A 12,368-nucleotide genomic window follows, 5' to 3' on the forward strand; every position below is an offset into this window, starting at 1 on the left:
CCGAGAGGTGGATCACGTCCGATGAAGAACGCGCTGCGGGCCACGGTGGCGGCGGTTGCCGTCACGATGCTCGTCCCCTTGCTCGCCGCCGGCGCCGATGCCGTCGTGCCGCCCACCGGCCCGGACGGCGGCGCTGCCGGAGCGGCTTGGACTGCCACCCAAGATGATCCGCAGCAGTACCCGAACATCAACATCCAGTGGGACGTCCCCATCACGATGAGTGACGGAACGGTCCTGAAGGGCAACGTCTACCGGCCCGCGGACGCCTCCGGCCGCCCCGTCGACACCCCTACGCCGACGATCGTCAATCTCACGCCGTACACCAAGCTGGTGTCGAATCTGGCCGATCACGCGCAGTCGATCCCCGGCCTGTCCGACGCGCTGATCGAATTCTTCCGGCAGATCGACATGAGCGGCACGCCGCTGTCCGGCGTCACCGACCTGACGAAGGCGTTCGGCGGGGGCGAACTGCGCAACTTCACCGTCGACCGGCAACTGATCAAGAGCGGCTACTCGCAGGTGGTCGTCGACGTGCGCGGCACCGGTTTCTCTCAGGGCGTCTGGGACATGCTGCGCGGACGCGAACAACAGGACACGCTCGAGGTGATCGACTGGGCGTCCCGGCAGCCGTGGTCCAACGGACGCGTCGGCATGAACGGCATCTCCTACTCCGGGATCAATCAGGTGCAGGTCGCGCAGAAGCGCCCGCCCGCCTTGCAGGCGATCTTCCCGGTCGTGCCGGGCAGCGACCTGGTCAACGACGTGCTCGCACCCGGCGGCGGCTTCGGCTTCAACTTCATCCCGCTGTGGCTCACCGCGGTCAACGGGCTCAAGCTGATTCCCGATCTCGCCTCGGTGCTCAACGGGCAACTGGACACCACGTGGCTGGCCGACCGCGCCCGCGATCCGTTGACCTTCATGGACGTCCTGCTCAACGTCTATACCACCGCGCGCATCGAGGATCTCGACCCGCGCGCCAAGGAACTGCTGACCGACGGCTCCGGCCCGCGCCAGGACTGGCTCGGTGATCCCAGCGGTATCCGGACGCCGACCTTCGTCACCGGCGGCTGGCACGACCTGTTCACCTACTCGGAATCCAAGATCTACAACGAGATTCCGCTGCCGCCGGGCCAGAAGCAGCTGCTGATGGGCAACACCTATCACCTCAACTCGGGCAACGAGTACGGCAAGCCGGGCCTGCCGCCGCGGCTGGACGTGTTGCAGCGCGCGTGGTTCGACCGGTGGCTCAAAGACATCGACAACGGCATCGAGCAGTACGGCCCGATCACCCTGCGTCAGCAGGGCGGTGGCTGGATCACCACCGACTCGTTCGCCGCGTCGACCGCCGCGAATCCGGGGCAGGCGGTGCATCGCAGGATGTACCTGTCCGCCGCCGCCAGCGGCACCGCGAACAGCCGCTACGACGGTTCGCTCGATGCCACGGGCACCGGCGAGCCCGCGCGTCTGACCGTGGCGCCCGGCCTGACCAGCCTGTGTTCCAACGACGCCGCCCAGGGCAGTGCCGGTGTGCTTTCGGTCATCGACGGCTGTGCGAAGGACTCCAGGGTCGAGGAACTCAACGGGCTGACCTTCACCAGCGCCCCGGTCGGCGAGCCGACCACGATTTCGGGGCGGATCGCGGTGCGGCTCAACACCGTTCAAGATGCCGCCGATGGGTACTGGGTGGTCACGGTGAACGATGTCGCGCCGGACGGGCAGTCCAGCGTGCTGTCGTCCGGTCAGCTCATGGCTTCGCTGCGGGCGATCGATGAGGCGAACAGCAGCAAGTCGGCCAACGGCGACTACACCGATCCGCGGCCGTACACCTCGCTGGAGCAGCGGCAGCCCACGGTCCCCGGCGAGGTGACCACGCTGGACATCGCGCTGCCCGCCACCGAGGCGATCCTGCAACCCGGTCACCGTCTGCGCGTCGACGTCTACGCGGGCAACTTCCCCAAGGGCTTGCCGATCCTGCCGATGCTGATCGACACCGGCTTGCGGCCTCAGCATCTGGAGCTGGACCCCGGCCGTCCGAGCTTCGTCAACATCCCGGTCAGCGGCAATCCGGGCTGGTAGATCCGGGGCGGGTCCGGGCGTGCACTCCGCGCATCGACGTCGCGGGGTATGGGCGAGGGTGCACGCTCCGGCCTCATCGTCGTGCGGTCAGTCGACGACGGCGAACGCGGCCTCCACGGGCGGGAACATCGCGCGGGCGTCGTGCCCGGCGAACCAGAGACCGACGGTGAACACCGACATCGCCTCCAGGTACCGGGCCCGGTGCAGCCCGCCCGCCGGGAGCGCCCGCGATCCCAGGTCTTCCGCCAGCCCCGCGACCACCCGCAGCGCGGCCTCGTCGTCACCGCACAGCGGCACCGCCAGGCGGCGCTCGTCGAAGACGCGCGCCTTCGCCTGCCACACCTCGGCGGCGCACAGGTTGAAGGCCTTCACCACGTGCGCTCCCGGCGCCAGCGCAGCGACCCGTTCCGCGACAGCGTCTTCCGCCAGGACGAAGGCGGTGGCTCCTTCCGGCGCCGCCGCATCCGGGGCGAAGGCGTTGGTGCAGTCGACCACCGTGCGTCCGGCCAGCAGCTCTCCGGTCGCGTGCAGCACCTCCGACAGCGCGGGCACCGGTAACGCGAGCAGCACGACGTCGCCGAACGTCGCCGCGTCGGTGATGTTCCCGGCGCGCCCGCCGATCGAGGCCGCCGATTCCGCCGCGGCGGCGGCGGTGCGGGCGCCGATGAGTACTTCGTGCCCCGCCGCGCTCCAGCCGCCGCCGAGCGCCCGCGCCATCGCGCCCGCGCCGATGATTCCGATTCGCATTCGAACTCCTGACTCGAAATGTGTTCGACGACGACGCTAGGAAATCCGAAAGGCACCCGGAGGTGCGCAACGGCGCTGGCAAGCTGGAGCCGTGAACGCAGCACCGATCGACCCGGTCAGCGCCGAGCGGGTGGAATACGCGCCCTACGGCGACTTCGAATCCGACTGCCCGGCCCGGATGGGTGTGGACATCTTCGGCAACTCCTGGCTACCGGTGCTCGTCTACCTGCTGCGCGAGGGGCCGATGCGTCCGGGCGAGCTGCGCGCGGCCATCGGCGGCATCAGTCAGAAGATGCTGACGCAGACGCTGCGCCGGATGGAACAGATGACGCTGGTGCGCAGGCACCGCTACGCCGAGGCCCCGCCGCGGGTCGAATACGAGCTGACCGAGGCGGGCGTGGACCTGTTGACCCCGATCTACGCCCTGGGCGAGTGGGTGGACAAGCACGGTGCGTCGGTGAACGCGGCCCAGGCCGAGGCCGACGACGAAGAAAACCGACCGCTCGGTGAATACGAGGCGGATACGTGACGTCGAACAGCGCGTAAACATGCGGCTAACGGGGCCGGAAGGGCCTATGACCTGCGCGAAACTTCGTGTACCCCGCGTTGGCCGACCGGTCGGCGACCGTACGATTCAAGTGTGAGTGTTCCCCAGGCCGTGCTGCTGGCCATCTTGGCGGCTGTCGTCGGCCTGGCAGTCGGCGGGCTACTGATCCCGTATGTGAATGCCAGGCAGGCCGCGCGCAGGCAGGCCGACTCCGGTCTCACCATGTCCCAGGTTCTCGACCTGATCGTGCTCGCCTCCGAGAGCGGGATCGCGGTCGTCGACGAGTACCGCGACGTAGTGCTGGTCAATCCGCGCGCGGAGGAACTCGGCCTGGTCCGCAATCGCCTGCTCGACGAGCGGGCCTGGGCCGCGGTGGAGAAGGTGCTGGCCACCGGCGAATCCGCGGAGTTCGACCTCACCGCCAAGAATCCGGTCCCCGGCCGCGGCCGCATCGCGGTGCGCGGCGTCGCCAGGCAACTGTCGCGCGAGGAGACCACCTTCACCGTGCTGTTCGCCGACGACGATTCCGAACAGGCGCGCATGGAGGCCACCCGCCGCGACTTCGTGGCCAACGTCAGTCATGAACTCAAGACCCCGGTCGGCGCCATGAGCCTGCTGGCCGAAGCTTTGCTGGAATCCGCCGAAGACCCCGACGCCGTGCGACACTTCGGTCAGCGCGTGCTCGGTGAATCCCGCCGCCTCGGCAAGATGGTGACCGAGCTCATCGCGCTCTCCCGCCTGCAAGGCGCGGAGAAACTGCCCGAACTCGAGGTGGTGGACGTGGACACCGTGGTGATGCAGGCGGTCGACCGTTCCCGCACCGCCGCCGAAGCCGCCGGGATCACGGTCAGCACCGACCGCCCGAGCGGGCTCGAGGTGCTCGGCGACGAAACCCTGCTGGTCACCGCCCTGTCCAACCTGGTGGAGAACGCGATCGCCTACTCGCCGGCCGGTTCCCACGTGTCGGTGAGCCGCTCACTGCGCGGCGATCACGTGGCGATGGCGGTCACCGACCGCGGCATCGGCATCGCCAAAGAGGACCAGGAGCGGGTGTTCGAGCGATTCTTCCGGTCCGACAAGGCGCGTTCGCGCCAGACGGGCGGCACCGGTCTAGGCCTGGCTATCGTCAAACACGTGGCCGCCAACCACAACGGGGAGATCACCCTGTGGAGCAAGTTGGGCACCGGATCGACGTTCACCTTGCGCATACCCGCCCATCACGAAGCAGGCGCCGACGACGACCACGACGACGCCGTGGTTGGCACGAATGAAACAAGCCCGCGTCCTCCGGGACCGGGCCGACCGAATGGTGTGGAGGCACGCAGATGACGAGTGTTCTGATCGTCGAGGATGAGGAGTCGCTGGCCGATCCGCTCGCGTTCCTGCTGCGCAAGGAGGGTTTCGAGGTCACCGTCGTCGGTGACGGGCCATCCGCGCTCGCCGAGTTCGACCGGTCCGGTGCGGACATCGTCCTGCTCGACCTGATGCTGCCCGGCATGAGCGGCACCGACGTGTGCAAGCAGTTGCGCACCCGCAGCGGCGTCCCGGTGATCATGGTCACCGCGCGCGACAGCGAGATCGACAAGGTGGTCGGCTTGGAGCTGGGCGCCGACGACTATGTCACCAAACCGTATTCCGCCCGCGAGCTCATCGCGCGCATCCGCGCCGTACTGCGCCGAGGCGCGGGCGACGAGCTGGAGGGCTCCAACGAGAGCGGCGTGCTGGAAGCGGGTCCGGTCCGGATGGACGTCGACCGGCACACCGTGATGGTGAACGGTAAGCCGGTCACCTTGCCGCTCAAGGAGTTCGACCTGCTCGAATACCTGCTGCGCAACTCCGGGCGGGTGCTCACCCGCGGCCAGCTGATCGACCGCGTGTGGGGCGCCGACTACGTCGGCGACACCAAGACCCTCGACGTGCACGTCAAGCGGCTGCGCTCGAAGATCGAGACGGATCCGGCCAAGCCGGAACACCTGGTCACCGTGCGCGGCTTGGGCTACAAACTGGAGGCGTGAGCGCTCCGCGCGGCGAGAACCCGCAACGGCCGAGAGCACTGCGGTGCTCTCGGCCGTTGCGTTCAGCGGTGTGTCAGGGGACGTAGATCCACGTGGTGCCGAGGGGGGTCTCGGTCTTCTGCAGGGTGATCCAGCCCAGATCGTCTTCCTGCATGCAGTCGTAGAGATCGACGGTGTTGGTACCGCGGCAGGCGATGGTGTGGGAGGTGCCGTACGGGCTCGCGATCAGGAGCTTGCCCGCGGCCTTGGCGTTGACCGCGGCCGGATCGGTGGCCGACACGAACTCCGTGGTGAAGTCGAAGAACTTGTGCGGGTCGCCGTTCGGCTCGGCGTGGGCTACTCCGGTCAGCGAGAGGGCGGCGCCCAGGGCGATGGTGGCCGCGGTGAGAACTTTCTTGGACATAACGGCACATCAAACCCGATCCGGGTAAAGCTCGCATGGCGACGGGGTGAACCGCCCGGCGAATCGGTCCGCCGACCGCGGCCGACCGAGCGCCCGACCGGCAAACTGGTCAGGCGAACGGATCCGTGGATTCGCGCATCCGCTCGGCGTGCACCGTCGCCGGGTGGACGGCGATCAGGCCGAGGCCCTCGCGGCGCTTGCAGTGCCTGGCCAGCTCCGCGTAGGCGGGCGCGCCGATCAGTTCGGTCAGCTCCGGTGCGTAGGACTGCCACACCGGCTTGGAGCCGACATGGGCGTCGGGAGAGCCGGAGCAGTACCAGTCCAGATCGGCGCCGCCCGGCCCCCAGCCGCGGCGGTCGTATTCGGTGATCACGGTGCGCAGGATCTGCACGCCGTCGGGCCGGTCCACCCAGTCCTGGGTGCGGCGGATCGGCAGCTGCCAGCACACGTCCGGCTTCACCTCCAGCGGCTCGATGCCCCGCCGCAGCGCCATGGAGTGCAGGGCGCAGCCGATGCCTCCTGCGAAGCCGGGACGGTTGAGGAAGACGCACGCGCCGTCGAACCGGCGCGTGCGCAGCGCGGGCTCGTCGTCCAGTTCGTCGAGTTCCAGGTAGCCGCTCTTGGTGACTTTGCCCTGCGCGTTGGTCGCCTCGTCCCGCAGCTGCCAGTCCTCGGGTGTGAGCATCTTCACAGCGCGGCTCAGTCGTTTGCGGTCGTCCTCGTCGGAGAGGAACGCGCCGTGCGAGCAGCAGCCGTCGTCCGGCCGGTCGGCCAGGATGCCCTGACAGGCCGGGGTGCCGAACACGCACGTCCACCGCGACAGCAACCAAGTCAGATCCGCGACGATCAGATGCTCGTCATTTGCCGGATCTACGAACTCGATCCACTCACGGGGAAAGTCCGGATCGACTTCCGGGGCCGGGTCGATCTTCCCCGCTGGTCGGGGCCGGGTCGGGCTGCTCGGTGATGCGCCTACCGTCACGAAATAGGACGCTAACAGTTCAGTCGCCTGGGCTGAAGTGCCACACCACCCAGTACCGTGTTCATGTGCGGCTTGGGGTACTCGATGTCGGAAGCAATACCGTTCACCTGCTCGTGGTGGACGCGCATCGTGGCGGTCACCCCCTGCCGATGAGCTCGACGAAAGCCACCTTGCGGCTCGCGGAGAACATCGACGTCGCCGGTCGAATCACCGAGGCGGGCGCGCAGCGGCTGATCGACACCGTGGCCGAATTCGCCAGCATCGCCGAGACGTCCAGATGCGTCGAACTGATGCCGTTCGCCACCTCGGCGCTGCGGGAGGCGGCCAATTCCGAGGAGGTACTCGGTCGCGTGCGCGAGTCGACCGGAGTCGACCTGCGGGTGCTGTCCGGCGTCGACGAGGCGCGGCTGACCTTCCTCGCGGTGCGCCGCTGGTACGGCTGGAGCGCCGGGCGCATTCTCAACCTGGACATCGGCGGCGGATCGCTCGAGATGACCAACGGCGGCGACGAGGAACCCGACGTCGCGCTGTCCTTGCAGCTGGGTGCGGGCCGGTTGACCAGGGAGTGGCTGCGCGAGGACCCGCCGGGCAAGCGCCGGGTCGCCGTGCTGCGGGACTGGCTCGACGCCGAGCTGGTGGTACCGGCGAAGAAGCTGCTCGAGCCGGGCAAGCCCGATCTCGCCGTTGGTACCTCGAAGACCTTCCGGTCGCTGGCACGGCTCACCGGAGCGGCACCCTCCGCGGCGGGTCCGCGGGTGCGTCGTACACTCACGAGCTCGGGTCTGCGCCAACTGATTGCGTTCATCTCGCGGATGACGGCGGCGGACCGTGCAGAATTGGAAGGCGTAAGTTCCGATCGGTCACAGCAATTGGTGGCCGGCGCACTGGTCGCGGAGGCGAGTATGCGGGCACTTTCGCTCGATACTTTGGAGATTTGCCCGTGGGCGCTGCGTGAAGGGCTGATCCTGCGCAAACTGGATACCGATATGAATGGTGGACCCGAAGCAACGTACTCAGCGGGCACGGCGACCGGTGACGGTCGGCCCGCGCCCGGCGGCGCGCCTTCGCCGGGCTCGATCGGGACGGTGTCGTCATGAGCGAGGATTCCAAACAGCTGTCGGTCGCGGAACTGCTGGCGCGTAACGGCCAGCAGAGCGGAGGCTCGTCCGGCGGTGGCAGACGTCGCCGCAGTGGCCGTGGCATCTCCGTCGCCGAACTGACCGGCGACCTGCCGGTCATCCGGGACGGCGGTGGCCACTCCGCGCACGCGGCGCCGGATTCCGACGCGGAGGAGCCCGCCTACGCGCCCCCCTCGTTCGATCCGCCCGCGCCGGAACCGGTTTCCTACTCACCCGAGCCACAGCCCGATCCGTCGTCGTATTCGCCCATGTCGGGCCCGATTTCGATGTACGACCCGCTGGCCGGTTACGCGCAGCCGAACCCGCCGCAGGCCGATCCGCCGCCCGGGCGATCCAACCGGGTCATGCCCGGCCGGGAGATGCCCTCTTCGCGGCACGGCACGTCCTTCGATCCGCTGTCGCCGGATACTCCGGTGTCCGATCTGTTCTCGGTCGCGCCCGGTCCGTACGCCCCCGACCCGCTGGCGGGTGTGCCCGAGACGCCCCCGCGCTCGGGGCGCAGGCGCAGGCGGGAGGAACCCGAAGAAGAGGCCACCCAGGTACGGTCCTGGCACGAGGCCCCGCACGAGCCGTTCGGCCGGGACGCGCTGTCCGACCGCGGGGTCGGTGAACCGGGCCGCAACGGCCACGGAGAGCGGGACGCACCCGGCTTCGGCCGTTCGCCGCTGCCCGAACGCAACGGCGCCAGGGGCGGGCGCGCGGCCAGGCGCAGAGCGGCGGAGGCCGCGGAAGCCGCCGAGGATCTCGGTCCGTCCACCGCGGCCTGGTCCCCGTCCACCGGCGGTTTCGCCCCGGAATCGGAACCGCTGCCCCTTCCGCCGCCGCCCGATCCGAGACCGAAGCCGACCAGGCCCGCTCCGCCCGAGCCGCAGCAGGAGGCACATCGAAGATCAGCCCGCCGCGAGGGCGTCGGCGAGAACGGACTACCGGCCTGGTCGGCCCGCCGGCACAAGCCGCAGGCCGATTCCGCGCCGGAATCCGTCGGCATCCCGACCGCCGCGTGGTCGCTGGCTAGCCAGGATCAGCAGTTGCTCTCCGGCCAGACGGTCGCGGGCGACCTGCTGCGCGACGGCGTCGACCGGGCCGAACGCGGCGCGGCGGCGCGCAACGGCAGAGGCGGTCGCGGTAGGCGTGCCGCGGCCGAGGCCGCGGAACTGGACGGCGTCACCGACGTCTACGAGCCGATCGCGCTGGACGAGGACGAAGACGACGAGGACGACATCGTCGACGAACCTCGCGTCACCAGCCGGGCCACCTCGCGTCGGTCCCGGGCCGTCAAGAAGGCGGAGGACGACGAGAACCGGCGCCAGTGGATGATCCTCGGCGGCCAGAGCACCGGCGCCGCCGTCGCGGGCATGCTGCTGTTCAAGGGCTTCGAGCGGATGTGGGAGATGCTGCCCTGGGTCGCGCTGGCCCTGGCGATGATCGTGATTCTCGGCCTGGTGGCCCTCGTGCGGATCCTGCGCAGGACCGACGACATCCTCAGCACGGTGATCGCCGTCGTCGTGGGCATCTTCGTCACCCTGGGGCCACTGGCCTTTCTTCTCAGCACGAACTGAGCATGGAGCAAGTCGTGGCGAATATCGGGCAGGCGAACGAGACCGGGTCGCGTACGGGCGAGGGATCGCCAGGAGATACCGGGGGCGCATCCCGGCCGAAGGAGATCCGGGTGGGGCTCTCGACCGCCTCGGTGTACCCGCAGAACACGGAGGCCGCGTTCCGTTACGCCGCCGAACTCGGCTACGACGGCGTCGAGCTGATGGTCTGGGCCGAGCCCGCCAGCCAGAGCATCGCCACCGTGCAGGCGTATTCGCGCAGATACGGCGTTCCGGTGCTCGCGTTGCACGCTCCGTGCCTGCTGATCTCGCAGCGGGTATGGGGTTCGGATCCGGTGGCCAAGCTCGAGCGCAGCGTGCACACCGCCCAGGCGCTCGGCGCGGGCACTGTCGTCGTGCACCCGCCGTTCCGCTGGCAGCGCCGCTATGCGGCCGGGTTCGCGGCGCAGGTGGCCGAGCTCGAGGAGAGCAGCCCGGTGATCGTGGCAGTGGAGAACATGTTCCCGATGCGGGCGGACACGCTGTTCGGCCGACGCGAAGGCGCGGTGCGCCGACTGGAGCGCCGTGGTGGCCCGGGTCCGGCGCTCACCGCCTTCAGCCCCTCCTACGACCCGACCGACACCGGGTTCCGCCACTACACCCTGGACCTGTCCCATACCGCCACCGCAGGAGCCGACCCATTGGCGCTGGCGGCCCGCATGGGCGCGGGTCTGGTCCATCTGCACCTTGCCGACGGCCGAGGCGCCGCGCACGACGAACATCTCGTTCCGGGCGATGGCACCCAGCCGTGCGTGGAAGTGTGCGCGAGCATGGTCCGCAGCGGTTTCACCGGCCAGGTCGTCGCCGAGATCAACACGCAGAACGCGCGCACGACCAAGGAGCGGGCCGAGATGTTGCATCGCACGCTGGCCTTCGCCCGCAAGCATCTGACCGAGGCCGCCGCGCCCACTCCCGCCGGCGCGCGGCACAGCTCGCCCGAACCGCCGATGTGACGCTCGTCGCTACTCCGGTATGTGGCCATGGGGTTGGTCGCCGGTTGCGTTGTACGTTGTACGAACCCGTTGCCGACAGTGTGGTCGCGAGGCCGCGAACGACGCCATCGGGTGCGGTCGACGCAGGACAGGAGTGAGGATGACGACGGAGCTGACGGCCGAATTCGGCCCGGCGGCCACGACCGACGCACCGTTCAGCCAGGTGTGCGCGCTGGAACCGGCGCCACCGCGGACGCCGGACACCGGCCGCTACCTGGGCTTCATCGACGACATCTGGACCATCGGCCCGAAGGTGCACGGCGGGACGATGGTCGCGGGCAGCGCGGCCGCGGCGACAAATTGGCTGCGCGCCGCCGATCCCGCGCTGGTCGGGATGGCGCCGGTCGCCGCGAGTTCCGATTTCCTCGGCGCGCCGAACCCCGGCGAGGTCGAATACGAGGTGCGCCTGCGGAAGATCGGTCGCCAGATCTGCCTGGCCGACGCCGACCTCGTCCAGAACGGCCGCGTCCTGGTGCGCACGGCGCTGACGTTCAGCCGCCTCGACGACGCCAACCCGATCTACGCGCCCGAGCACTCCGACATGCCCACGGAGCCGCCCGCCGATGCCATCGGCTACGAGCCCGGCTCCCAGATGGGCGACATCGTGCACGTCGGCCGAGGCGCCGACATCTATCTCGACCGCGACTGGGCCCGCTTCCTCGCGGGCGCGAAGGGCGAGCCGCGCCTGCGGCTGTGGATTCGTCCGCGACCGGGCGACGAGCAGGACCCGGACGTCGCGATGTACTTCGCCATGATGAGCGCCGACATGAGCCCGCCGGTCCCGATGAACCTCGGCCACTTCGGCTGGGCGCCCACCGTGCAGATGACCACCTACCTGCGTCGTAGGCCCGCGCCGGGCTGGCTGCGGATCGTCGCCACCACGCACGAGGTGGGCGAGCGCATGTTCGACGAAGATCAGCTGGTGCTGGACTCGACCGGCGCGGTCGTGGCGCAGAGTCGTCAGCTGGCGCTCGTTCCCCAGCGCTGAGCCGCCGCGCGCGCCGTCTAGCCTTGAGGCCCATGACGAGAATTGCGGTGATCGGTGGCGGGCGCATCGGGGAGGCGTTGGTCGCCGGGTTGCTGGAGTCCGGGCGGCTGACCAAGGATTTGGTCGTCGTGGAGACGCATCGGGAACGGGCCCATCAGCTCGCCGACCGCTTCGGCGTCCGGGTCACCGACGACCTCGCCGATGCCGCGGTCGGCGCGGATCTGCTGGTGATCGCGGTGAAACCGGGCGATGTGGACGCCGTGCTCGCGCCGCTGGGCAAGGCGGAGATCGGCAGCGACCGCGATCAGGTGCTGGTGTCGCTTGCCGCCGGTGTGCCGACCGCTCGACTGGAGGGCAAAATGCCCGCCGGGTTCCCCGTGGTGCGGGTGATGGCGAATACGCCGATGCTGGTGGGGCAGGGGATGAGCGTCATCGCGCCGGGGCGCTATGCGCGCGAGCGGCATCTGGAACTGGTGACCGAGGTGCTCGGCGCGGTCGGCAAGGTGGTCACCGTGGCGGAGAGCCAGATGGACGCCGTCACCGCGGTGTCCGGATCCGGGCCCGCCTACTTCTTCCTGGTCGTCGAGGCCTTGGTGGACGCGGGCGTCGGGCTCGGGCTCACCAGGGATGTGGCCACCCAGCTCGTCGTGCAGACCATGGTCGGCTCGGCCGCCCTGCTGGACAGTTCGACCCAGACCGCGGCGGAATTGCGCGCCGCGGTGACCTCGCCCGCGGGCACCACCGCGGCCGCGATCCGCGAACTCGAGCGCGGAGGACTACGCTCGGCATTCTGGGAAGCCCTCTTCGCATCGAAGGAACGGTCGGTCGAACAGGGCGCATCAGCGGAGTGACCGGTCTGTTTAAAATCGGAAAACCCGATTTCT

Annotated in this window: 12 protein-coding genes; 9 read left to right on the forward strand and 3 right to left on the reverse strand. The window is 69.4% G+C overall.

Annotated elements, in window-relative coordinates; genetic code table 11:
* Positions 1-21: 21 nt before the first annotated feature.
* Positions 22-2,076 (forward strand): CocE/NonD family hydrolase, encoded by a 2,055-nt coding sequence (locus tag ABZW96_RS06465; RefSeq protein ID WP_355071906.1) that lies wholly within the window; start codon positions 22-24, stop codon positions 2,074-2,076.
* An 87-nt stretch (positions 2,077-2,163) separates the two neighbouring features.
* Here ABZW96_RS06465 and ABZW96_RS06470 read toward each other — a convergent pair whose 3' ends face one another.
* On the reverse strand, positions 2,164-2,823 hold the full coding sequence (locus ABZW96_RS06470; protein WP_355071908.1) for an NAD(P)-binding domain-containing protein: 660 nt from the start codon (positions 2,821-2,823) through the stop codon (positions 2,164-2,166).
* A 91-nt stretch (positions 2,824-2,914) separates the two neighbouring features.
* Between ABZW96_RS06470 and ABZW96_RS06475 the strand changes: the two genes are divergently transcribed.
* The 3 genes from ABZW96_RS06475 (at position 2,915) to ABZW96_RS06485 (ending at position 5,385) form a co-directional block, all read left to right on the forward strand.
* Positions 2,915-3,352, forward strand: a complete 438-nt coding sequence (locus ABZW96_RS06475) for a helix-turn-helix domain-containing protein (RefSeq protein ID WP_355071910.1) — start codon at positions 2,915-2,917, stop codon at positions 3,350-3,352.
* A gap of 111 nt (positions 3,353-3,463) precedes the next feature.
* A complete protein-coding gene (locus ABZW96_RS06480; RefSeq protein ID WP_355071911.1) occupies positions 3,464-4,699 on the forward strand; it encodes an ATP-binding protein in 1,236 nt (411 codons plus the stop codon).
* Entirely contained in the window at positions 4,696-5,385 is a 690-nt protein-coding gene (locus ABZW96_RS06485) for a response regulator transcription factor (protein ID WP_355071912.1), read from the forward strand. Before ABZW96_RS06480 ends, ABZW96_RS06485 begins: the two co-directional genes overlap by 4 nt.
* A 73-nt stretch (positions 5,386-5,458) precedes the next feature.
* Here the strand turns inward: ABZW96_RS06485 and ABZW96_RS06490 are convergent, their stop codons facing one another.
* Positions 5,459-5,788 (reverse strand): hypothetical protein, encoded by a 330-nt coding sequence (locus ABZW96_RS06490; protein ID WP_355071913.1) that lies wholly within the window; start codon positions 5,786-5,788, stop codon positions 5,459-5,461.
* Between the two features lie 109 nt (positions 5,789-5,897).
* Positions 5,898-6,770 (reverse strand): hypothetical protein, encoded by an 873-nt coding sequence (locus ABZW96_RS06495; protein WP_355071915.1) that lies wholly within the window; start codon positions 6,768-6,770, stop codon positions 5,898-5,900.
* Positions 6,771-6,835: 65 nt separating this feature from the next.
* Here ABZW96_RS06495 and ABZW96_RS06500 point away from each other — a divergent pair, with 65 nt between their 5' ends.
* The 5 genes from ABZW96_RS06500 (at position 6,836) to proC (ending at position 12,335) form a co-directional block, all read left to right on the forward strand.
* A complete protein-coding gene (locus ABZW96_RS06500; protein ID WP_355071917.1) occupies positions 6,836-7,867 on the forward strand; it encodes a Ppx/GppA phosphatase family protein in 1,032 nt (343 codons plus the stop codon).
* Positions 7,864-9,468 (forward strand): hypothetical protein, encoded by a 1,605-nt coding sequence (locus tag ABZW96_RS06505; RefSeq protein WP_355071918.1) that lies wholly within the window; start codon positions 7,864-7,866, stop codon positions 9,466-9,468. Before ABZW96_RS06500 ends, ABZW96_RS06505 begins: the two co-directional genes overlap by 4 nt.
* A gap of 110 nt (positions 9,469-9,578) precedes the next feature.
* On the forward strand, positions 9,579-10,457 hold the full coding sequence (locus ABZW96_RS06510; protein ID WP_355071920.1) for a sugar phosphate isomerase/epimerase: 879 nt from the start codon (positions 9,579-9,581) through the stop codon (positions 10,455-10,457).
* Between the two features lie 139 nt (positions 10,458-10,596).
* Complete coding sequence (locus ABZW96_RS06515) at positions 10,597-11,484, forward strand: thioesterase family protein (RefSeq protein WP_355071921.1); 888 nt, start codon at positions 10,597-10,599, stop codon at positions 11,482-11,484.
* Between the two features lie 32 nt (positions 11,485-11,516).
* Positions 11,517-12,335: a pyrroline-5-carboxylate reductase gene (gene proC / locus ABZW96_RS06520; RefSeq protein ID WP_355071923.1), complete on the forward strand. Its 819-nt coding sequence runs from the start codon at positions 11,517-11,519 to the stop codon at positions 12,333-12,335.
* Positions 12,336-12,368: the final 33 nt, after the last annotated feature.

It is taken from the genome of Nocardia sp. NPDC004168, from assembly GCF_040610355.1.
GTDB classification, from domain to species: Bacteria; Actinomycetota; Actinomycetes; order Mycobacteriales; family Mycobacteriaceae; genus Nocardia; species Nocardia sichangensis.